Below are 20,671 nucleotides of genomic sequence, written 5' to 3' on the forward strand. Positions count from 1 at the left end.
GATCACGGCTCGACTGGTGCTTTCCCGACAAGTCGGGCGCTGGCGCGCCACGACTTGTCGGGAAACGGACGAGCAGCGTACGAACGCGTCGACCAGCCCCGCGGAGGCGTGCTTGTCGGGAAAGCGTGCGAGCAGGTCACGGACAAGTCGCGGCACGGAGAGCCCGACCTGTCAGGAAACGCGCGAACACACCAGACCCGCGGATGCGTGTTCGCTGGCGAGCAGGTTACGGATGTGCCGCGCGGGCGACCTCGGCGAGGAAGTCGGACGGGGTCAGCGAACCCGGGGCCGCGCCGCGCTGGGCCGCCGCCACCACCAGGCGGCGGGCCGTCTCGTTCGCCGGGGTCGGCACGCCGTGCAGGCGGCCCAGCAGCACGATCTCGCCGTTGAGGTAGTCCGCCTCCACGTTGCCCGTGCCCCGCGCCAGGCTCTGCCACGTCGAGCCGCCCGCCCGCTCCACCCCCGCCACGGCACGCAACTGCAGGATGTCGCCGCGGCGCGCCCGGTCCTCGGCGAGCGAGACGAACGGGATGCCGGCGGCGTACAGGACCGTCTCGCCCTCGGCGCGCAGCGGGGCGGCCGCCTCGTCCAGGCCGTCGACGCGCCCGCACAGGGCCTCGACGGCGTTGCCGAGGTTCATGAGGAGTTTCGCGTACTTCCACCGCATGATGTCGGCGCGCACCACCGAGTGGAAGCCGGCCTTCACCAGGCTCGCCGAAATGTCGGCGCTCACCGCGTCCGTGCCCGACGGGTAGCGGCCGATGTCGAGGATCCCCGGCACCGGAGCGCACTGCGCCACGACGACGCCGGGGGCCAGGTGCGAAGCGGGAAGCATGACGCACACGGGGTACACGTCGGCGAAGCGACGCAGGGCGGCGCGCTCGTTGGCGACGCCGTTCTGCAGGCACACGACCGGGCGGCCGCGGGGGACGTCGGCGAGGACCGCGTGCGTGTCGCCGCCCTTGACCGCGAGGACCGCGACGTCGTCGTCGCGCCAGTCGACGGCGGACGGCGATGCGTAGGCCGGGACGCGGTGCACGCTGTCGCCGCCGGCCTCGCGCAGCAGCAGGCCGTCGCGGCGGATCGCCTCGAGGTGCGCGCCGCGGGCGACGAGGGCCACGTCCGCGCCGGCGCCGTCGAGGCGGCCGGCCACCACTCCGCCGACCGCGCCGGCGCCCAGGATCACGAATCGCACGCCTGCGACCCTACGCCGCCTACAGCAGCGTCACCGAACGCTCGAAGACGGCCAGGCCGAACGGGGTGACCGGCAGCAGGCCGCACGCCGAGGCGATCGCGGCGCGGATCCGGGCCGGCAGCGGGGGCGGCGGGCTGAGCAGCCGGTCGAGGCGCTCGAGGGCGTCGCCGCCGTGCATGGCGGGCAACACCGCAGCACCGTGGTCGGCGAGCGCGACGAGGGCGCGGGCCAGGTCGAGGCGCGGCGCGGTGCGGGCGGCGGCGTCGTCGGCGCACAGCTCGACGAGGCGCTCGACCTGGCGGCGGCCGTCGGCGAAGCAGCGCAGCCACGGGAACGCGCCGGCGAGCATGCGCATCCAGCGGGTCATCTCGTAGTGGCGGCCGGCGCGGTGGCCGCGCTCGTGGGCGAGGACCGCGGACAGCTCGGGTGCGGCGAGGCGGTCGACGGCGGCGCTGGTGATGACGATGTCGGCGGGGCGGCCGGGCACCAGGTAGGCGGCCGGCTCGGGGTGCGGCACGACGGTGGCGCCGGGGACGGCGGTGCGGGTGCCGGCGAGGCGCACGAGCAGGCGCATGCGGCTGCGGATCGAGCGGTCGGCGGCGTAGAGGTGCCCGGCGCTGTGCAGCATCCGGGCGCCGATGAGGGCCAGGGCGGCGAGGCCGGCCAGCGCCGCGGCGCGGGCGAGGTGGTCGGAGCGGCCGAGCAGCGCGTCGAGGCACAGGTGCCAGGCGTCGTCGACCAGGAGGTGTGCGCAGTCGTAGTACAGCAGCAGGCTCACGCCGGACAGCAGCGCGGACAGCACGATCGCCGCGGACAGTGCCAGCCACGCGGCGACGCCGAGGCCCGGTGCGCGGGCCACCCAGCCGGCGGCGGCCAGCCGCGGCGCGCCGAGCAGGGCGAGCGCGGCGGCGAAGCCGACCAGCAGCAGGGGGCTCACCGGCCGGCGATCCGGCGCTCGTAGCTGCTCAGCGCCTCGCGCAGGGCGGCGGCCTCGTCGAGGCTCATCCGGCCGACGAAGTGCGTGAGGGCCTCGACGCGGTCGCCGCTGTCGACGAGCGCCTCGTGCATCGTCTGCGCCACGTACTGGTCGCGGGTGAGCGCGGGCGAGTAGCGGTAGGCGCGGCCGTCGGGCTCGCGCGTGAGCCAGCCCTTGCGGAACAGGGTGTCCAGCACCGTCATCACGGTGGTGTACGCCAGGTCGCGGTGCCACGTCAGCTCCGACATCGCCTCCCGGACCGTCGTCGGCCGCTCGCGCCGCCACAGCAGCTCCATCAGCGCCGCCTCGAGATCGCCGAAGCCCTGCATCCGCGCCCTCCAACCCGCCCGCGTACTAGCGCGCATCGTACCGACGGCGGGAACTGGCGCCGGAAGCCACATGGTGGGAACTGGTTACCGAGGAAGTGCGGGCGGCGACGTAATGTGCCTGCCATGCAGGTGACTCAGTCCGCGAAGCTCGCCAACGTCTGTTACGACATCCGCGGACCGGTCATGGCCGCCGCCAAGCGCATGGAGGCCGACGGCCACCACATCATCAAGCTCAACATCGGCAACCCCGCGCCGTTCGGGTTCGACGCGCCTGAGGAGATCCTGCAGGACGTCATCCTGAACCTGCCGGCCGCGCACGGCTACGGCGACTCGAAGGGCCTGCTGTCGGCCCGCCGGGCGGTCGTGCAGTACTACCAGCAGAAGCAGGTGTACGGCGTCGACATCGAGGACGTGTATCTCGGCAACGGCGTCTCCGAGCTCATCGTGATGTCGCTGCAGGCGCTGCTGGACAACGGCGACGAGGTGCTCATCCCCTCCCCGGACTACCCGCTGTGGACCGCGTCGGTGTCGCTGTGCGGCGGCCGGCCCGTGCACTACCTGTGCGACGAGTCCAACGAGTGGATGCCCGACGTCGACGACATCGCGGCGAAGGTGACGCCGCGGACCAAGGCGATCGTCGTCATCAACCCCAACAACCCCACCGGCGCCGTGTACTCCACGGAACTGCTGGAGCGCATCACCGAGGTCGCCCGCCGGCACAACCTGCTCGTGTTCTCCGACGAGATCTACGACAAGATCCTCTACGACGACGCCGAGCACACCTCGACCGCGGCGATCGCGCCCGACCTGCTCACCATCACGTTCAACGGCCTGTCCAAGGCCTACCGCGTCGCCGGCTTCCGCACCGGCTGGATGGTCCTGGCCGGCCCGAAGGAGCACGCCTCCAGCTACATCGAGGGCCTCGACGTGCTGGCGAACATGCGGCTGTGCCCGAACGTGCCGACGCAGCACGCGGTGCAGACGGCGCTCGGCGGGCACCAGAGCATCAACGAGCTGATCCTGCCCGGCGGGCGCCTGCTGGAGCAGCGCGACGTGGCGTGGCGGATGCTCAACGACATCCCGGGCGTGTCGTGCGTGAAGCCGCGGGGCGCGCTGTACATGTTCCCGCGCCTGGACCCCGAGGCGTACCCGATCAAGGACGACCTGCAGTTCGCCCTCGACCTGCTGCGCACCCAGAAGGTCATGATCGTGCAGGGCACCGGCTTCAACTGGCACCAGCCGGACCACTTCCGCATCGTCACGCTGCCGCGGGTCGCCGACCTCGAGGACGCGATCGGCCGGCTCGGCCGCTTCCTGTCGACCTACGTGCAGGACTGACACCGGGATGACCGGATGTCCTCCCTCAAGCTCCTTGAGGTCGGACATCCGGCATACGGCTACCAGGCGCCGGTCGCCGACGGGCCGGCCTGCCCGCCGCGGCGGCGCAGGTACTTCTCGAACTCCTGCGCGATCTCGTCGCCGGACAGCGGCTGCAGCCCCGCGTCGCCGGAGCGCTCCTCGAGCTCCCGCACGTATTCGGCCAGCTCCGCGTCCTGCTCCGCGGCCTGCTTGAGCCGCTCCTCCCACTCGGCGGCCTGCATCGCCAGGTCGCCGGTCGGCACCGGCAGGTCCAGGATCTCCTCGACCCGGTGCAGCAGCGCCAGGGTCGCCTTCGGGCACGGCGGGTTGTTCGCATAGTGGGGCACGTGCACCCAGAACGACACCGCTTCGAGGTCGGCGCGCAGGCACGCGTCGTGCAGGACGCCGACGATGCCGGTCGGGCCCTCGTAGCGGGTCGGGATGAGGCCCAGCCGCTCCGCCGCCTCCGCTGTGGAACGCGCCGGCGCCGAGCCGCTCACCGGCAGCGGCCGGGTGTAGGGCACGTCGGCCAGCAGCGCGCCGAGCAGCACGATCCGGCTGACCTCGAGGCTGTGGCAGACCTCGAGGACCTGCTCGCAGAAGGTGCGCCAGCGCATGCTGGGCTCGATGCCGCGGATGAGCACGATGTCGCGCTCGGAGTCGGGCGGGCTGGCCACGGCGAACCGGGTCGTCGGCCACTCGATGCGCCGGGTCTCGCCCTCCGACATCAGCACCGTCGGCCGGTTGACCTGGAAGTCGTAGAACTCCTCCGGGTCCAGCGAGGCGATCGTCTCCGCGCCCCACTCCTGCTCGAGATGTTCCACGACGGCGGTCGACGCGTCGGCAGCGTCATTCCACCCTTCGAACGCGGCAATCGCGACAGGGGAGCGCAACACGGGCAGGCCGTCGAACTCGGTCACGGTCCCAGCCTACGTTGACGCGCGCGAGATGGCTTGCCGGCCGCGCGAGTACGGACCAGATCGATGTGAATACGGTGGGCGACGGTGCCGGGGTGATCTGCAAACGCTCCGGAGCAGGGCTTCCAAGATCTCTCGTAGCATCCGGGAATGCGAAATGGACGAAAGTCCTGGCTTGTCGCCTTCACGGCCTTCTTCCTGGTCTTCGGCGCGTGGTGTTTCGCAGCCCCGTTCGACGGGCCCGCGGACGAGGTCCAGCACACCATCCGGGCGGCCGGGGTCGCCTCGCTGGACCCGGGGCAGATCTTCGCCCGGCCGACCACCGTCCCCGACGCGTTCGGGCGGCCCGGGATGGGTGCCTACCAGCGCGTCCCGGTCGGCATGGACGCGCACGCCACGTGCTTCGGCCCGCACCCGAAGGTGTCGGCGGCGTGCGCGGCCGGGCTCAAGGGCGGCCCGATCGGCGAGGTCAGCACGAGCGCCGGGCGGTACAACCCCCTGTACTACCTGGTCGTCGGCCCCCCGCTGCGCTGGTTGCCGAACTGGGGCGGCCTCGTCGCCGCCCGGCTGATCAGCTCGGCGCTGTGCGCGGCCCTGCTGGCCTCCGCGTTCGTCTCGCTGCTGCGCTGGTCGCGCTACGGCCTGTCCGCCGCCGCACTGCTCGCCGTCGCCACGCCGATGCTGGCCCACCTGGCCGGCGGCGTGAACCCCAACTCGGTCGAGATCGCCGCCGGCATCGCGTTCTTCTCCGCGGGCATACCCCTGCTGCTCGAGCCGCCCGACCTGCAGCGCAAGCGCGGGCTGGTGACGCTGCTGGGCATCAGCGCGGTCCTGCTGCTCATGCTGCGATCCGCCGGGCCGGCCTGGTTCGCGTTCGGCCTGTTCGCCCTGGCCGTGCCCGTGCGCCGGAAGTGGCTGCGCGAGTACTGGCGGCTGCTGCGCGTCAAGCTGTGGACCGCCGGCGTGACCCTCGCCGCCCTGCTGTCCTTCGCCTGGATCGTCGCGATGAAGACCGGCGAGCTGGTGCCGCCGCCGCCGGGGCTGTGGAGGTACCGCTTCGGCGAGGCGGTGGCGATCTACATCGACAGCTGGTGGGTGTACCTCCAGGGCATGATCGGCGTCGCGGGCTGGTTCGACGTCACGATGTGGCAGCCGGTGTACGTCGTGTGGGCCATGCTCGTCGGCGGCCTGGTCTTCTTCGGCGGCATCTTCGGCGACTGGACGCTGCGCTGGCGCTACCTGGTCATCCTGCTCGGTGGCGTCGCGCTGCCCGGCGTGCTGCAGGTCAGCCAGGCCCGCCAGACCGGGTTCATCACCGCCGGACGCTACATGCTGCCCCTGCTGGCCGGGCTGCCCCTGCTGGCCGCCTGGACCCTCGAGCAGCGGCTGCTGGACGCGGCCCGCGCGCGCAGCCTGGCGCGCACGTTCGTGATCTTCCTGCTGCCGGTACACCTGGTGCTGCTCGTCTGGGCCATGGTCCGCTGGCAGCGCGGCATGCCCGGCAACGCCGGCCTCGGCTGGTTCAACCCCCTCGCCGGCAAGTGGCACCCGCCGACCGGCTCGATCACCCCGCTGGTGATCATGGGGATCGGGCTCGCCGTCACCGCCGTCGTCTTCTGGCGGGTACCGCACGACGCCGCGCCCGTCACGCTCAGTGTTCCCGGCGCTCCCGCCGAGGAGGCGCCGGCGCCCGAGCCGGCGGGCAAAAGCGACGCCGTGAGCGACGCTCCAGGTGACGTTCCCGCCCAGCGGGACCTGCCGTCCGATACGTGGCCGGGATCGCGCCTGCCCGGGGCTGAAGCCACGCCGGGCTCCCGATAGCCTTTGGGTATGGCGGACCTACTGAAGACGCTCGCTGAGCGGGTGCTCCTCGCCGATGGCGCGATGGGCACCATGCTGCAGGCGGCCGAGCTCACCCTCGATGACTTCGAGGGGCACGAGGGTTGTAACGAGGTGCTCAACGTGACGCGGCCGGACGTCGTCCGGGGCGTGCACGAGGAGTACTTCGCGGCCGGTTCCGACGCCGTGGAGACCAACACGTTCGGCGCCAACCTGGCCAACCTCGGCGAGTACGGCATCGAGTCGCGGATCCGCGAGCTGTCCGAGGCCGGCGCCCGCCTGGCCCGGGAGGCGGCCGACGCGCACAGCACGCCCGAGCGGCCGCGCTTCGTGCTCGGCTCGATCGGCCCCGGCACGAAGCTGCCGACGCTCGGGCACGCGCCCTTCGCGTCCCTGCGCGACGCCTACTTCGACAACGCGGCCGGCCTCATCGACGGCGGCGCCGACGCGCTGATCATCGAGACCTGCCAGGACCTGCTGCAGACGAAGTCCGCCATCATCGGCGCGCAGCGCGCCATGTCCGCCAGCGGCCGGGTCGTGCCGATCATCACGCACGTCACCGTCGAGACGACCGGCACGATGCTGCTCGGCTCAGAGATCGGCGCGGCGCTGACCGCCCTCGAGCCGCTCGGCATCGACCTCATCGGCCTCAACTGCGCCACCGGGCCCGCCGAGATGAGCGAGCACCTGCGCTACCTCGCACAGCACGCCAAGGTCCCGGTGTCGGTCATGCCCAACGCCGGCCTGCCGCAGCTGACCGCCAACGGCGCCTACTACCCGCTGACCCCGGACGAGCTGGCGGAGGCGCTGCAGCGCTTCGTCCTCGAGTACGGTGCGGGGCTGGTCGGCGGCTGCTGCGGTACCACACCGGCACACATCTCGGCCGTCGCGCGCAAGCTCGGCGCCCAGCCCCCGGTGACCCGCCGCCCGCAGGTCGAGCACGGCACCGCCAGCATCTACCACCACGTGCCCTTCCACCAGGACGCCAGCGTGCTCATGGTCGGCGAGCGGACCAACGCCAACGGCTCCAAGGCGTTCCGCGAGGCCATGCTCGCCGCCGACTACCAGACCTGCGTGGAGATCGCCCGCCAGCAGGCCCGCGACGGCTCCCACATGCTCGACCTCAACGTCGACTACGTGGGGCGCGACGGCGCGCAGGACATGCGCGAGCTCGCCGGCCGCTTCGCCACCGCCTCGACGCTGCCGATCATGCTCGACTCGACCGAGCCCGAGGTCATCGCCGCGGGCCTGGAGATGCTCGGCGGGCGCTGCATCGTCAACTCGGTCAACTTCGAGGACGGCGACGGCCCCGGCTCCCGCTTCGCCCGGATGATGCCGCTGGTCAAGGAGCACGGTGCCGCCGTCGTCGCGCTCACCATCGACGAGGAGGGCCAGGCCCGCACCGCCGAGTGGAAGGTCCGCGTCGCCAGCCGCCTCATCGACGACCTGACCACGAAGTGGGGCATGCAGGTCGAGGACATCCTCGTGGACTGCCTGACCTTCCCCATCACCACGGGCCAGGAGGAGGTGCGCCGCGACGGCATCGAGACCATCGAGTCGATCCGCCAGATCTCCCGGCTCTACCCGGGGATCAACTTCACGCTGGGCATCTCCAACGTCTCGTTCGGCATCAACCCGGCCGCCCGCCAGGTGCTCAACTCCGTCTTCCTGCACGAGTGCCAGCAGGCCGGCCTGACCAGCGCCATCGTGCACGCCTCGAAGATCCTGCCGATGAGCCGCATCCCCGACGAGCAGCGCGAGGTCGCCCTCGACCTCGTCTACGACCGCCGCCGCGAGGGCTACGACCCGCTGCAGAAGTTCATCGAGCTGTTCGAGGGCGTCGACGTCGCCTCGGCCAAGGCCTCCCGCGCCGAGGAGCTCGCCGCGTTGCCGCTGGAAGAGCGGCTCAAGCGGCGCATCATCGACGGCGAGCGCAACGGCCTCGAGGCCGACCTGGACGAGGCGCTCACCGTCCGGCCTGCCCTCGAGATCATCAACGACGTGCTGCTGGACGGCATGAAGACCGTCGGCGAGCTGTTCGGCTCCGGCCAGATGCAGCTGCCGTTCGTGCTGCAGTCCGCCGAGGTCATGAAGTCCGCGGTCGCCTACCTCGAGCCGCACATGGAGAAGGCCGACGACGACGCCGGCAAGGGCCGCATCGTGCTGGCCACCGTCAAGGGCGACGTCCACGACATCGGCAAGAACCTCGTCGACATCATCCTGTCCAACAACGGCTACGAGGTCGTGAACATCGGCATCAAGCAGCCGATCTCCGCGATCATCGAGGCCGCCGAGAGCCGCCAGGCCGACGCGATCGGCATGTCGGGCCTGCTCGTCAAGTCCACGGTGATCATGAAGGAGAACCTGGAGGAGATGAACGCCCGCGGCGTGGCCGAGCGCTGGCCCGTCCTGCTCGGCGGCGCCGCGCTGACCCGCGCCTACGTCGAGGACGACCTGCGCGCGCTGTACCACGGCGACGTGCACTACGCCCGCGACGCCTTCGAGGGCCTCGCCCTCATGGACCGCGTCATGACCGCCAAGCGCGGCGGCGCCCCCGTGATCGACGCCGAGCGCGAGGCCGCCCTGGCCGCCCGCCGCGAGCGCCGCGCCCGCACGGTCGAGGTCCGCGAGGACCTGCCGTCGCTGGACGACTCGTCGGTGCGCTCCGACATCGACTACGCCGCACCCGTGCCCGCAGCGCCGTTCTTCGGCACCCGAGTCGTCAAGGGCATCCCGCTCGGCGACTACGCGGCCCTGCTCGACGAGCGCGCCACCTTCCTCGGCCAGTGGGGCCTGCGCGGCGCCCGCGGCGGCAGCGGCCCCAGCTACGAGGAGCTGGTGGAGACCGAGGGCCGGCCCCGGCTGCGGTACTGGATGGACCGCCTCGCCTCGGACCGGGTCCTCGAGGCCGCGGTCGTCTACGGCTACTACCCCTGCTACTCCGAGGGCAACGACCTGGTCGTGCTCGACGAGAACGGCCACAGCGAGCGGGCGCGGTTCTCCTTCCCGCGCCAGCGCCGCGACCGCCGCCTGTGCATCGCGGACTTCTTCAAGTCCAAGGACTCGGGCCAGCTCGACGTCATCGGCATGCAGCTCGTCACCGTCGGCCAGCCCGTCTCCGACTACACCGCGAAGCTCTTCGCCGAGAACGCCTACCGCGACTACCTCGAGGTGCACGGCCTGTCGGTGCAGCTGACGGAGGCCCTGGCGGAGTACTGGCACAAGCGGGTCCGCGAGGAGCTCGTCCTGCCCGACGGCCGCCGCGTCGCCGACGAGGACCCGGCCGACCTCGACGGCCTGCTGCGCACCGACTTCCGCGGCTGCCGGTACAGCTTCGGCTACCCGGCCTGCCCCGACCTGGAGGACCGCGCAAAGACCGTCGCCCTGCTGCGCCCCGACCGCATCGGCGTCTCCCTGTCCGAGGAGTTCCAGCTCGTCCCCGAGCAGGCCACCGACGCGATCATCGTGCACCACCCCGACGCGTCCTACTTCAACGCCAAGTAGGCCACAACGTCATCGCGCCGCCCGTGACCTGCGCGTACTCGCCGAAGTTCCATCGGCGGGGCGCAAGCGGGGCACAGGCGGCGCGAACACGTCATCTACTGCGGCCCGGGTCAAGGCTGAGCCGAATCCTTCGAGGCGAATCCACCCCCGGCACCCCTACCGCAGGCCAGGTCGACGCGCTCGCCGGCTAGGACGGGCTCGTGCGGCGCCTGTGCTGTAGCTGGACGGGCTTGCGCGGGGATGGTCGCCGCCAAGGGTCCGGACTGGCTCGGGCCTGCGGGCGCCGGCGAGGAAGGACCGGGGATGTACGGGACGTCAGCCATGCGCTGGATGGTGGCGTAGAGCGAGGCGGACCGGTTCCGCTGATCGGATCCGGTCCGCTGGATGATCGGGCCGTTAGAGTGCTCCTACGCCGACGCCGTCCAGGTAGATGGTTCGTCGCGCCAGCGGATGTGGAAAGCGCCGACACGGCCCTCGTGCTGCGGGTCGCCTGCCTCGACGTGCCCGGCCGGCTTCTGGCAGCGCACCTCGACCTCGCCGGTAGCGGTGGAGCTGACGTGCGTGGCCGAGCATTCTTCGCTCACACGTTCGAACTACCCGCCGTCGCCCGCTCAAACCTTCTGCGCGTTCAGGCCGACCGGCTGTGGACGACACGGACCCGACAAGACGCCGAAGGCCCGGCCGGGCGGACGCAGCCGCCAGGCCAGGCCGGTCTTCGGGGTTCCCCGGTTACCGCTCCTTGTAGAGCTCTCCCTCGAGCTTGCGGCGCAGGACCGCGGAGAACACCCGCTCGCAGAGCGCGAGGAGATCCTCGTCGTCGAGTAGGGCAACCTGCTCGACGCTGATTCGACCGTCGGTTATGAGCGCGCATCGCCGGCAAAACTGCGCTGCTCGGCGGATTCTCAGTTCGAGCACTGACACGCTGTCCGATCCGCCCGGCGCTTGCTGCACGTTGAGAATGCCGCCTCGTGTGGCCGCCATATGCGTTGCGTGGAGCTTCCTAGGAGGCTAGGTTGAGACGCATGACGATCAATCCGGGCGCCGCCGAGTTCCCGCACCGGCAGATCGGTGCGCAGATCCGGGCGCAGATCCAGCGCGGCGACTGGGCGCCTGGCGAGCGCCTCCCGTCGATCCCGGCCCTCGCAGCGCAGTACGGCGTGGCGAAGCAGACGGTGCAGCGCACCATCGACCAGCTGCGCATCGAAGGGTTGCTCATCACGCGGCCCGGGTCGGGGACGTTCGTGCGCGGGACCAAGCGGCGCATGAACCGGCTCTCCAGGGGGCGCTACGGCTCGCAGCGCGGCTACCACGCGGAGCTCGCGGCGCGGTACCGCCAGCATCTGATGATCGTCGCCCAGATGCCGGCGCCCGGGGACGTGGCCGAGGCGTTCGGGCTGGATGCCGGTGCCCCGCTGCTGGTGCGACGGCACATCGTGCGCACCGGCGACGCCCCCGTGGAGGTGGGCGCGTCGTGGTTCCGGCCCAATGACGTGCGCGGCACGTCGATCGAGCGCCCCGACGTGTTCGACCGGCCGCTGTACCAGGAGGTCGAGGAGGAGCTGGGCCGCCGCTATGCCAGCGCCCGCGACCAGGTGACCGCCCGCCTCCCGACGCGCGAGGAGGCCGAGCTGCTGCAGATCCGCCCGGACACCCCGGTTCTGGTGCTGCTGCACGTCGCGTTCGACGAGGACCACAAGCCGATCGAGGTCGCGCAGGCCACGTGGCCCGGCCCGATGACGGCCCTGACCGAGGAGTACCGCATCCCGGCACCGCGCGCCGGCCTCCCCGACGACGAGCCCGGCCTGGCGCTGGGCTAGGCCGGGCTCGCGGTGCCGATCAGGTGACGGGCATCAGGTGACGGGCATCAGGTGATCGGGTCGGGTGCCGCCGCCGACGGTGCCGGCGACGTCGGCGCGTCCGACAGGCGGGCGTCGCCCTCGTCGGCGAAGTAGTCCGACGGCTCGGTGCCGTCGCCGCCGTCCGCGACGGACGTCGCCCGCAGGATCAGGGTCGCGATCGCGGCCACGGCCAGGTTCACCAGGACCGCCACGAAGCCGACGTAGATGGTCTTCTTCGTGTCGAAGCCCCACTCGCTGAGCGGGAAGTTGGAGCCCGCGAAGTGCCGGCCCGTCGTCGCGTTGACGATCTTGTACAGCATCCACAGGCCCAGGCCCATGCCGGCGACCCAGCCGGCCACGAGGGCGCCGCGGTGGAACCAGCGGGTGAACAGGCCCAGGCCCACGGCCGGCAGCGTCTGCAGGATGATGACGCCGCCGATGAGCTGCAGGTCGATCGAGAACTGCGGGTCGACGAAGACGACGAAGAGCAGGGCGCCGAACTTCACCACCAGCGACATGATCTTCGACGCCTGTGCCTCCTGGGCCGGGGAGGCGTCGCGCTTGAGGTACTCGCGGTAGATGTTGCGCGTGAACAGGTTGGCGGCGGCGATGGACATGATCGCGGCGGGCACCAGCGCGCCGATGCCGATCGCGGCGTAGGCCACGCCGGCGAACCAGTCCGGGAACAGCTTGTCGAACAGCAGCGGCACCACGGTGTTGTTGTCGTTGGTGCCGTTGGGGTTCTTCAGCGGTACCACACCGGCCGCGATCGCCGCGAAACCGAGCAGCGCGATCAGGCCCAGCAGGAAGCTGTACGCCGGCAGCGCCGACATGTTGCGCTTGATGACGCCGCGGTTCTTGCTGGCCAGCACGCCGGTCAGGCTGTGCGGGTACAGGAACAGCGCCAGCGCCGAGCCCAGGGCGAGCGTGAAGTACTGCACCTGGTTGTTGGCGTTGAGCAGGATGCCGTCGGTGGCCGCGGGCGTCTTGGTGAACTTCGCGTCGGCGGCGTCGAAGATCGCGCCCCAGCCGCCGAGCTTCGACGGCAGGTAGAAGACCGCGACCAGGATGACGACATAGATGAGGATGTCCTTGACGAACGCGATGAGCGCCGGTGCGCGCAGGCCGCTGGAGTACGTGTACGCGGCCAGGATCGCGAACGCGATGATGATCGGCAGGTGCCGGGCCAGGGTGCCGGACCCGGTGACGCCCATCGTCTTGAGCACCGACTCGATGCCGACGAGCTGCAGCGCGATGTACGGCATCGTCGCCACGATCCCGGTGATCGCGATCAGCAGGGCGAGGGTCGGCGACTGGAACCGCGTCCGCACGAAGTCGGCCGGGGTGACGAACCCGTGCCGGTGCGACACCGACCACATCCGCACCAGCACGAGGAACACGAGCGGGTAGATGATGACGGTGTACGGCACGGCGAAGAAGCCGGCGGCGCCGGAGGCGAACAGCAGCGCCGGCACGGCGACGAAGGTGTAGGCGGTGTAGAGATCGCCGCCGACGAGGAACCAGGTGATCCAGCCGCCGAAGTTGCGCCCGCCCAGGCCCCACTCGTCGAGGTGGGCCAGGGTGTCGGGCCGGCGCCAGCGGGCGGCGAAGAAGCCGATCCCGCTGACGGCGAGGAACAGGATCACGAAGATGGTGATCTCGAGCTCATGGTCACGCCACATGGCCGCTCACCTCTTCTTCGTCATCTGGTACACGAGCGTGGTGGCGCCCACGCCCAGGAGAATGAAGGCCAGCTGGAGCCAGTAGAACCGCGGGAAGCCGAGGATCCGGGGTCCGTCGGCGTTGTACAGGAAGGTGAGCAGCGGCACCACGATCGGGATGAACAGCAGCCAGTTCCAGGGGCTGCGGTCGCCCGCCACCGCGTTCTCGGGCGGTGTGGGGGTGCTCGGCTCTTCAGGACCGGTCACGGCGACCTCTCCTTCAAAGGGGGGCTTCGGCCTGGGCGGCAGGCCGTAATGATCGACGTAACCTGATCCCTGCCGCCGGCCGAGCCCCTCCGCGCCGCAAATCGGCGAACGGTAGGAAACGAGCGCCTAACGGGCAAGCTCCAATTCGGTCGCGTTGGCCCCGGTGACCACCACCCCCACGGCGGAGCCCATCAGGTCGGGCCGCGCGAGCACCGCCGCAAGGCCGGCCGCCCCCGCGCCTTCGGCCTGGGTGCACGCGCGCAGCGCCAGCAGCCGGCGGGCCCGGTCGATGTCGTCGTCTGCCACGAGTACGAAATCGGCCAGATGCTCGCGGAGGACCGCCTGCGGGCCGTCGAACCCGCGCCCGGTGGCCAGGCCGTCGACGCGGGTGCGGTTGTCGCGACGCACGCACTGCCCGGCCCGCCACGAGTCGTGCGCGGCCGGCGCCGCCGCCGACTGCACGCCGATGACCCGGCACCCGGGCGCGACCGCGGCGGCGACCAGGCAGGCGGCGGCCGCGCCGGTGCCGGAGCCGACGGGCACGACGACGGTGTCGAGGTCCGGGTGGCGCTCGAACAACTCCAGGTAGGCGGTGGCGACCCCGGCGACCAGGGCCGGCTCGTCGCCCGGGCTGACCAGCCGGCCCGGCAGCGTCTGCGCGTGCGCCTCGGCGCCGGCCATGTTCGCGCCGTGCAGCACCACGTTGGCGCCCAGCGCCTCGACCGCCCGGATCTTGAGCTCGGCGGCGCCGGCCGGCATGACGATCGTGGCCTTGCGGCCGTACTCCCGCGCCGCGTACGCGATCGCGCGCGCATGGTTGCCGGTGGAGTACGTGACGACCTCGTCGCACAGCGTCGCGAGCAGGTTGAGCGCGCCGCGGACCTTGAACGCCCCCGTCGGCTGCGCGTTCTCGTGCTTGACCACCAGGCGCCGCCCGGCGGCCTCGTCCAGCAGCGGGTACGACCAGGAGGGCGTCGGCGGCAGGTGGGCCGCGACGACCCGGCGGGCCCGCAGCACGTCGTTCATCGTGAGCATGGTGGTGACGTTGCCCGATCGCGACACATAGAACCAGTGCCGAGTTTCTTTCAAACCTATAGGTGGTACTGATATGTTGCCGACATGCTGGACGTGACCCGCCTCCGGGTGCTCGTCGCCGTCGCCCGGCACGGCTCCGTGACCGCCGCCGCCGAGGCGCTGCACTACGCCCAGCCGTCGGTCAGCCACCACCTCGCCCGCCTCGAGGCCGAGACCGGAGCCCAGCTGCTGCAGCGTGTCGGGCGCGGCGTGCGCCTCACCCCCGCCGGCCGCCTCCTCGCGGAGCGCGCCGAGGAGATCCTGGGCCGCCTCGACGCCGCCGAGGCCGAGCTCGCCGAGCACAGCGGCCTGCGCGCCGGCCGCGTCCGCCTGGCCGCGTTCCCGTCCGCTCTGGGTTCGTTCGTACCGCAGGCCGCCGCCCGTTTCGCCGCCGCACACCCCGACGTCGAGCTGCAGTTCGTCGAGGCCGAGCCTCCGGAGGCGCTGCGCCTGCTGCGCGCCGGCGAGGCCGACCTGGCGATGGTGTTCGACTACGGCCTGTCGCGCGGCGCCGACGACATCCGCGTGACCGCGCTCTTCGACGAGCCGCTGCACCTGGTCACCCCGCCCGGCGAGGAGCACGGCGACCTGTCGGCGTTCGCCCGCCGCCGCTGGATCGCCGGCTGCGAGCGATGCCGGGAGAGCCTGGTCCGCCGCTGCGCCGAGGCCGGCTTCACCCCCGACATCGCCTTCACGACCGACGACTACGTGGCCGTGCAGGCCCTGGTCGCCGCCGGGCTGGGCGTCACGATCCTGCCGGACCTGGCGCTGCGCGCCCACCGCTCCCCCGCCGTGTCGACGACCCCGCTGCAAGGCGGCGAGCGCCGGGTGAGCGTCGCCGCGTACGGCGTCCCACCGGACCCGCCGGCCACGGCCCGCCTGCTGGCGTTCCTGCTGCAATAGCGGCGGGACAGCTCCGCCGCCGGCCACCGTCCGACTGGTGGCCGGCGCCGAAGAGCCGGTGTGCGAGGGGGTTAGAGCTTGATGCCCAGCAGGGCGTCGACGGCGGTGGTCATCAGGGCCGGCGCCTCGCGGTCGTCGCCCGCGTCGGCGAGGGTGGCGTCGACCCAGGCGTCGACGGCGGCCAGGGCGCCGGGGGCGTCGAGGTCGTCGCCGAGGCGCTCGCGCAGCTGCGCGACCAGCTCGGCGCCCGACGGGCCGATGCCCGCCCGCGCGGCCTCGCGCCAGCGGGACAGGCGCTGCTGGCCGGTCTTGAGCACGTCGTCGGTCCACTGGCGGTCGTTGCGGTAGTGATCGGCGAGCAGGGCCAGGCGCACGGCCATCGGGTCGATGCCGTCGGCGCGCAGGCGGGAGACGAAGACCAGGTTGCCCTTGCTCTTCGACATCTTCTCGCCGTCCAGCCCGATCATGCCGGCGTGCACGTAGTGGGTGGCGAACGGGACCTTGCCGGACAACGCCTCGGCGTGCGCGGCCGAACACTCGTGGTGCGGGAAGAGCAGGTCGTTGCCGCCGCCCTGGACGTCGATCGTGTCGCCGAGCAGGCTCTGGGCGATCACCGCGCACTCGATGTGCCAGCCGGGGCGGCCGGGGCCCAGGTCGCCGCCGTTCCACGCCGGCTCGCCCTCGCGCAGGCCGCGCCACAGCAGGGGGTCGAGGGGGTCGCGCTTGCCGGCGCGCTGCGGGTCGCCGCCGCGCTCGGCCGCCAGGCGCAGCATCTCGGTGCGGGAGAGGTTGGACTCGGTGCCGAAGCGCGGGGCCGTCGCGACCGAGAAGTACACGTCGCCGGTGCCGTCGTCGAGGGTGTAGGCGTGGCCGGAGCCGAGCAGCACGGAGACCTTGCGGGCGATCTGCGGGATCGACTCGACGGCGCCGACGTAGCGCTTCGGCGGGATGATCCGCAGCGCCTCCATGTCCTCGCGGAACAGGGCCGTCTCGCGCATCGCGAGCACCACCCAGTCCTCGCCGTCGCGGGCGGCGCGCTCCAGCAGGGGGTCGTCGACGTCGGTCACGTTCTGCACGTAGTCGACGTCGTGGCCGGCGTCGCGCCAGACGCGGTTGGCCAGGTCGAACGCGATCATCGTGGCCGCGTGGCCCAGGTGGGTGGCGTCATACGGGGTGATGCCGCAGACGTACATGGTCGCGGGCCGGCCGGCGAGCTCGACCGGGGCGATCTCGCGGCGCGCCGAGTCGAAGAGGGCGAGCGGCGCGACGCCGGCTCCGGGGCGGGGCAGCGTGGGCAGCGCCGGTGCGGTCCAGGACTCCATGACCAACAGCCTATCTGCGCACGGCGCCGGCGAGGGATGTGACGATCCTTGCCCTTGCGCTTGCACTTCCCGTAGCTGGAAGGGTTTGACTGTTGCCATGACGACGGGCGTCCCGATCGGGGAGTTCTCGCGGCTGTGCCACCTGTCCGCGAAGACGCTGCGGTACTACCACGACATCGAGCTGCTGGTGCCGGCGCAGGTGGACGCGGAGACGGGCCATCGGCGCTACCAGCCGGGCCAGGTCGGCGACGCCCACCTCATCCGCCGGCTGCGCGGGCTGGACATGCCCCTGGCCGAGATCCGCACGGTGCTCGCCGAGCCGGGCGAGGACCGGCGGGCGGAGGCGCTGGCCCGGCACCTGGACCGGATGGAGGCCGAGCTGGCCCGGACCCGCGACGTCGTGGCCTCACTGCGCCGCCTGCTGGACGCGACGCCGCCGATCACGGTGTTGTACCGCAGGCACGCACCCACCCCGGTCCTGCACATCGCCGCCCGCGTGCCGCGCACCGGCGTCGCCGACTGGTGCCGGTTCTCATTCGGGGAGCTGATGCGCACCCTCGGGGAACGCGGCCTGGACCCGGCGGGTGCGGCCGGGTCGACCTACTCGGCGGAGTTCTTCGAGCGCGACGAGGGCGAGGTGGTGGCCTTCGTCCCGGTGCCGCCCGGCGCCGGGCACACCGCGGTCCTGCCGGCCCGCCGCTACGCCGTGGCCGTGCACGCCGGGCCGTTCGAGGACTGCGACCTCACCTACGGCGCGCTCGGCGCGCACGTGGCCGAGCACGACGCGGGCCTGCCGGACCCGATCGTCGAGCTGTACCTGGTCGGCCCGCAACACACGCAGGACCCCGAGCGGTACCGCACCGAAGTGTGCTGGCCGGTCGAATAGCACGAAATGTCCCGAAAGGAGTCGCATGAGAATCGCCAACATCACCATTGATTGCGCCGCAGATGCCGGCGCGCTCGCCGGGTTCTACGCCGACCTGCTCGACCGCCAGGTCGACGAAGGGGCGTCGCCCTACTTCGCCACCGTCGGGCGGGGCGCCGGGGAAGTGCCCGTGCTCATGTTCATCCAGGTCCCGGACCGCACCCCCGGCAAGAACAGCGTCCACCTCGACCTGCACGACGAGGACGTGGCCGGGGCCGTGCAGCGGGCGATCGCGCGGGGCGCCAAGCACGTCGGCGACTTCGACGAGTACGGCGCCGTGTGGACCACCCTGGCCGACCCCGAGGGGAACCTGTTCGACATCGGGCGGCCCACGAACTAGATCGTCGGCGAACTAGATCGGCGGCCAGGGGATCGCGTGGCGGTCCTCGTCCGGCTCCGGGAAGGTCCGCGCCGACAGCAGCGCGCCGATGCGCACCGACACCATCGCGACCTCGGCCGGGGTGAGGTGCTCCGACAGCGACTCGGCGAGGCCGGCGGAGTACTGCGCGCGGAGCTTCTCGAGGACCTCGAGGCTCTCATCGGGGATCGGCTCGCCGGCCCAGCCCCAGATGATGGTGCGCAGCTTGTCCTCGGTGTGGAAGCAGATGCCGTGATCGACGCCGTGGACCCTGCCGTCCACGGTGTCGATCACGTGGCCGCCCTTGCGGTCGGCGTTGTTCGCCACGGCGTCGAAGACGGCCAGGTGGGCCAGGCGCGGGTCGTCGGCGTGTGCCAGGACGAAGGGGCGGCCGCGCTCGTCGTGTGCCGACATGATGCGCCGCCATCCCTTCGGCACCTTATTGGCCGGGACGAACCCGAGCAGCAGCTCGTCGCTCTGCAGCTCGTCGTCGATCCACAGCTGGACCATGCCGTGGCCGAGCGGGCCCTTGCGCAGGACGGTGGGCGGGACGATGCCCCAGCCGGTGGCCTGGGACAGCAGCCACGCCGCGTACTCCCGGCCGGCGAGCGTGCCGTCGGGGAAGTCCCACAGCGGGCGCTCGCCGCTGACCGGCTTGTAGACGCAGCGGGCCTCGGTGCCGGCGTGGGTGATCACGCAGCGCAGGGTGGCGTTCGAGGCGTCCATGAGGCGGCCCTCGATCTCCATCGTGCCGTGGCGCAGCAGTTCGAGGGCTTCGTCCTCGGGCAGGGCCGGCACGCCGAGCTACCGGCGGTAGCCGTTGTGGCGCGGGCACAGGTGCCCGCGGGCGTCGAGGGGCTGGCCGCACAGCGGGCACGGCGGGCGGCCGGAGGCGACCACGCGCTTGGCCCGCTCGATGAAGGCGCGGGTGGCGGCCGGGGTCAGCCGGACCCGCAGCCGGTCGCGGTCGGCGGTGACGAGCTCGTCGTCGTCGCCCTCCTCCTCGGCCTCCTCGGCCTCGTCCTCGCCGACGGCGATCGCCTCGATGACGACGGTGGCCGTGTCGACGTCGAACTGCAGGCCGAGGGTGCCGACCCGGAACTCCTCGTCGAGCGGGGTGTCGAGAGGCTCGTTGTCGGCTGTCTCGACGACCGTCTCCGCGGTGAGGTCGACGCCGAAGCGGCGGTGCGCCTCCTGCAGCAGCTCCTCGAGCTTCTCGGCCAGCAGGGAGACCTGCACCTTCTCCAGGGCGACGCTGATCAGCCGGCCGCCGCCGCGCGCCTGCAAGAAGAAGGTCCGCTCCCCCGGTGCACCGACGGTGCCGGCAACGAACCGCTCTGGCGGCTCGAATGCGTACACGTGGTGGCTCATGCTCAGAACTCTATCCACTCCCGCGTCGAGATGCCGCAGTCGGGCACCAGTTCACACAGAACCGCCCGAGCCCCCGCCGACCTCCGCATCGGAGGACGGCTCGCCCTCGGATTTCTCCGGCGGCTGGAAGCCCGACAGGTCGCCGCCCGTGTCGTTGAGGCGAAGGACGAAGGAGCGCAAGGGGGTGTACCGCACGACGGTCACCGACGCGGGCTCGACCGCGATGCGCTGGAACAGGTCCAGGTGCATGCCGAGCGCATCGGCCACGATCGCCTTGATGATGTCGCCGTGGCTGCACGCCAGCCAGACGGCCTCCGGCCCGTGGCTCTCGGCGATGCGCGCGTCCCGTTCGCGGATCGCCGCGATAGCCCGGGCGGACATGGCCGCCATCGACTCGCCGTCCGCGCCGGGGAAGACGGCCGCGGACGGGTGCGCCTGCACCGTCGCCCACAGCGGCTCCTTGGCGAGCTCCTTGAGCGGGCGGCCGGTCCAGTCGCCGTACCGGCACTCGATGATGCCCTCGTCCTCGACCACGTCGGTGACGTCGGGCAGGGCGAGCGCGAGCGTCTCCCGGCAGCGCGGCAGCGGGCTGCTGACCACGGCGGCGAGGGGCAGCTTGGCGGCGGCGAGGCGCTCGCCGACGGCGACGGCCTGCGCCCGGCCGACCTCGTCCAGCGCCACCGGCTGATGTCCGGCAAGGACACCGGTGGCGTTGGTCATGGTGCGGCCGTGCCGCAGCAACAGAACAGTGGTCACACGCCCTCCTCGCTTCGCTCGTCGGCCGTGCGGCCACACTGCGTTTTCTGGTGACCGGCCCCTGCGCTGCGCTCCGG

At 72.0% G+C, this 20,671-nt stretch carries 19 protein-coding genes; 7 read left to right on the forward strand and 12 right to left on the reverse strand.

What is annotated here, in order from left to right:
• Positions 1 to 226: 226 nt before the first annotated feature.
• The 3 genes from ABD901_RS24775 to ABD901_RS24785 are packed head-to-tail and all read right to left on the reverse strand — an operon-like array spanning position 227 to position 2,500.
• Positions 227 to 1,195, reverse strand: coding sequence for a ketopantoate reductase family protein (locus ABD901_RS24775; RefSeq protein WP_345129520.1), 969 nt, complete (start codon positions 1,193 to 1,195; stop codon positions 227 to 229).
• Positions 1,196 to 1,214: 19 nt separating this feature from the next.
• Positions 1,215 to 2,132: a M56 family metallopeptidase gene (locus ABD901_RS24780; RefSeq protein WP_345129521.1), complete on the reverse strand. Its 918-nt coding sequence runs from the start codon at positions 2,130 to 2,132 to the stop codon at positions 1,215 to 1,217.
• Positions 2,129 to 2,500 (reverse strand): BlaI/MecI/CopY family transcriptional regulator, encoded by a 372-nt coding sequence (locus ABD901_RS24785; protein ID WP_345129522.1) that lies wholly within the window; start codon positions 2,498 to 2,500, stop codon positions 2,129 to 2,131. The genes ABD901_RS24780 and ABD901_RS24785 overlap by 4 nt, the downstream gene beginning before the upstream one ends.
• A gap of 123 nt (positions 2,501 to 2,623) precedes the next feature.
• Here ABD901_RS24785 and ABD901_RS24790 point away from each other — a divergent pair, with 123 nt between their 5' ends.
• Positions 2,624 to 3,838, forward strand: a complete 1,215-nt coding sequence (locus ABD901_RS24790; protein WP_345129523.1) for a pyridoxal phosphate-dependent aminotransferase — start codon at positions 2,624 to 2,626, stop codon at positions 3,836 to 3,838.
• Positions 3,839 to 3,897: 59 nt separating this feature from the next.
• On the opposite strand, the gene ABD901_RS24795 is transcribed toward ABD901_RS24790, so the two are convergent.
• The gene (locus ABD901_RS24795) at positions 3,898 to 4,779 is read right to left on the reverse strand and encodes a PAC2 family protein (RefSeq protein WP_345129524.1); all 882 of its coding nucleotides are present in this window, start codon (positions 4,777 to 4,779) and stop codon (positions 3,898 to 3,900) included.
• 147 nt (positions 4,780 to 4,926) lie between these two features.
• Here ABD901_RS24795 and ABD901_RS24800 point away from each other — a divergent pair, with 147 nt between their 5' ends.
• A complete protein-coding gene (locus ABD901_RS24800; RefSeq protein ID WP_345129525.1) occupies positions 4,927 to 6,597 on the forward strand; it encodes a glycosyltransferase family protein in 1,671 nt (556 codons plus the stop codon).
• 9 nt (positions 6,598 to 6,606) lie between these two features.
• Entirely contained in the window at positions 6,607 to 10,119 is a 3,513-nt protein-coding gene (gene metH / locus ABD901_RS24805; protein ID WP_345129526.1) for a methionine synthase, read from the forward strand.
• A 729-nt stretch (positions 10,120 to 10,848) separates the two neighbouring features.
• Here the strand turns inward: metH and ABD901_RS24810 are convergent.
• On the reverse strand, positions 10,849 to 11,100 hold the full coding sequence (locus ABD901_RS24810; protein WP_345129527.1) for a hypothetical protein: 252 nt from the start codon (positions 11,098 to 11,100) through the stop codon (positions 10,849 to 10,851).
• Positions 11,101 to 11,141: 41 nt separating this feature from the next.
• Here ABD901_RS24810 and ABD901_RS24815 point away from each other — a divergent pair, with 41 nt between their 5' ends.
• Positions 11,142 to 11,936 carry a GntR family transcriptional regulator gene (locus tag ABD901_RS24815; protein ID WP_345129528.1) on the forward strand — a complete coding sequence of 265 codons (795 nt, stop codon included), beginning with the start codon at positions 11,142 to 11,144 and terminating at the stop codon, positions 11,934 to 11,936.
• 47 nt (positions 11,937 to 11,983) lie between these two features.
• On the opposite strand, the gene mctP is transcribed toward ABD901_RS24815, so the two are convergent.
• The 3 genes from mctP to ABD901_RS24830 all read right to left on the reverse strand — a co-directional run bounded on the left by mctP (position 11,984) and on the right by ABD901_RS24830 (position 14,911).
• A complete protein-coding gene (gene mctP / locus ABD901_RS24820) occupies positions 11,984 to 13,639 on the reverse strand; it encodes a monocarboxylate uptake permease MctP (RefSeq protein WP_345129529.1) in 1,656 nt (551 codons plus the stop codon).
• Positions 13,640 to 13,645: 6 nt separating this feature from the next.
• Positions 13,646 to 13,885 (reverse strand): DUF3311 domain-containing protein, encoded by a 240-nt coding sequence (locus tag ABD901_RS24825; protein ID WP_345129530.1) that lies wholly within the window; start codon positions 13,883 to 13,885, stop codon positions 13,646 to 13,648.
• Between the two features lie 126 nt (positions 13,886 to 14,011).
• A complete protein-coding gene (locus tag ABD901_RS24830; RefSeq protein WP_345129531.1) occupies positions 14,012 to 14,911 on the reverse strand; it encodes a threonine ammonia-lyase in 900 nt (299 codons plus the stop codon).
• A 93-nt stretch (positions 14,912 to 15,004) separates the two neighbouring features.
• Between ABD901_RS24830 and ABD901_RS24835 the strand changes: the two genes are divergently transcribed.
• Positions 15,005 to 15,862 (forward strand): LysR family transcriptional regulator, encoded by an 858-nt coding sequence (locus tag ABD901_RS24835; protein WP_345129532.1) that lies wholly within the window; start codon positions 15,005 to 15,007, stop codon positions 15,860 to 15,862.
• 71 nt (positions 15,863 to 15,933) lie between these two features.
• Here ABD901_RS24835 and mshC read toward each other — a convergent pair whose 3' ends face one another.
• Positions 15,934 to 17,184 (reverse strand): cysteine--1-D-myo-inosityl 2-amino-2-deoxy-alpha-D-glucopyranoside ligase, encoded by a 1,251-nt coding sequence (mshC, locus tag ABD901_RS24840; RefSeq protein ID WP_345129533.1) that lies wholly within the window; start codon positions 17,182 to 17,184, stop codon positions 15,934 to 15,936.
• Positions 17,185 to 17,281: 97 nt separating this feature from the next.
• Here mshC and ABD901_RS24845 point away from each other — a divergent pair, with 97 nt between their 5' ends.
• Positions 17,282 to 18,070: a MerR family transcriptional regulator gene (locus ABD901_RS24845; protein ID WP_345129534.1), complete on the forward strand. Its 789-nt coding sequence runs from the start codon at positions 17,282 to 17,284 to the stop codon at positions 18,068 to 18,070.
• A 25-nt stretch (positions 18,071 to 18,095) separates the two neighbouring features.
• Positions 18,096 to 18,449: a VOC family protein gene (locus ABD901_RS24850; protein ID WP_345129535.1), complete on the forward strand. Its 354-nt coding sequence runs from the start codon at positions 18,096 to 18,098 to the stop codon at positions 18,447 to 18,449.
• Between the two features lie 12 nt (positions 18,450 to 18,461).
• On the opposite strand, the gene ABD901_RS24855 is transcribed toward ABD901_RS24850, so the two are convergent.
• Genes ABD901_RS24855 through ABD901_RS24865 form a run of 3 tightly spaced genes read right to left on the reverse strand, consistent with a single transcriptional unit; the run spans position 18,462 to position 20,594 of the window.
• Positions 18,462 to 19,265: an SCO1664 family protein gene (locus ABD901_RS24855; protein ID WP_345129536.1), complete on the reverse strand. Its 804-nt coding sequence runs from the start codon at positions 19,263 to 19,265 to the stop codon at positions 18,462 to 18,464.
• A gap of 6 nt (positions 19,266 to 19,271) precedes the next feature.
• Positions 19,272 to 19,838 carry a DUF3090 domain-containing protein gene (locus ABD901_RS24860; RefSeq protein ID WP_345129537.1) on the reverse strand — a complete coding sequence of 189 codons (567 nt, stop codon included), beginning with the start codon at positions 19,836 to 19,838 and terminating at the stop codon, positions 19,272 to 19,274.
• A gap of 51 nt (positions 19,839 to 19,889) precedes the next feature.
• A complete protein-coding gene (locus tag ABD901_RS24865) occupies positions 19,890 to 20,594 on the reverse strand; it encodes an MSMEG_4193 family putative phosphomutase (RefSeq protein WP_380132529.1) in 705 nt (234 codons plus the stop codon).
• Positions 20,595 to 20,671 lie beyond the last annotated feature (77 nt).

The organism is Dactylosporangium darangshiense (assembly GCF_039537565.1).
GTDB classification, from domain to species: domain Bacteria; phylum Actinomycetota; class Actinomycetes; order Mycobacteriales; family Micromonosporaceae; genus Dactylosporangium; species Dactylosporangium darangshiense.

Bases quoted from the DNA above. Each gene is read 5' to 3' on its own strand.
- ABD901_RS24835 (WP_345129532.1), top strand. From the start codon at position 15,005: ATGCTGGACGTGACCCGCCTCCGGGTGCTCGTCGCCGTCGCCCGGCAC.
- metH (WP_345129526.1), top strand. From the start codon at position 6,607: ATGGCGGACCTACTGAAGACGCTCGCTGAGCGGGTGCTCCTCGCCGAT.
- ABD901_RS24830 (WP_345129531.1), bottom strand. From the start codon at position 14,911: ATGAACGACGTGCTGCGGGCCCGCCGGGTCGTCGCGGCCCACCTGCCG.
- ABD901_RS24800 (WP_345129525.1), top strand. From the start codon at position 4,927: ATGCGAAATGGACGAAAGTCCTGGCTTGTCGCCTTCACGGCCTTCTTC.
- ABD901_RS24850 (WP_345129535.1), top strand. From the start codon at position 18,096: ATGAGAATCGCCAACATCACCATTGATTGCGCCGCAGATGCCGGCGCG.
- mshC (WP_345129533.1), bottom strand. From the start codon at position 17,184: ATGGAGTCCTGGACCGCACCGGCGCTGCCCACGCTGCCCCGCCCCGGA.
- ABD901_RS24790 (WP_345129523.1), top strand. From the start codon at position 2,624: ATGCAGGTGACTCAGTCCGCGAAGCTCGCCAACGTCTGTTACGACATC.
- ABD901_RS24860 (WP_345129537.1), bottom strand. From the start codon at position 19,838: ATGAGCCACCACGTGTACGCATTCGAGCCGCCAGAGCGGTTCGTTGCC.
- ABD901_RS24785 (WP_345129522.1), bottom strand. From the start codon at position 2,500: ATGCAGGGCTTCGGCGATCTCGAGGCGGCGCTGATGGAGCTGCTGTGG.
- ABD901_RS24845 (WP_345129534.1), top strand. From the start codon at position 17,282: ATGACGACGGGCGTCCCGATCGGGGAGTTCTCGCGGCTGTGCCACCTG.
- ABD901_RS24815 (WP_345129528.1), top strand. From the start codon at position 11,142: ATGACGATCAATCCGGGCGCCGCCGAGTTCCCGCACCGGCAGATCGGT.
- mctP (WP_345129529.1), bottom strand. From the start codon at position 13,639: ATGTGGCGTGACCATGAGCTCGAGATCACCATCTTCGTGATCCTGTTC.
- ABD901_RS24810 (WP_345129527.1), bottom strand. From the start codon at position 11,100: ATGGCGGCCACACGAGGCGGCATTCTCAACGTGCAGCAAGCGCCGGGC.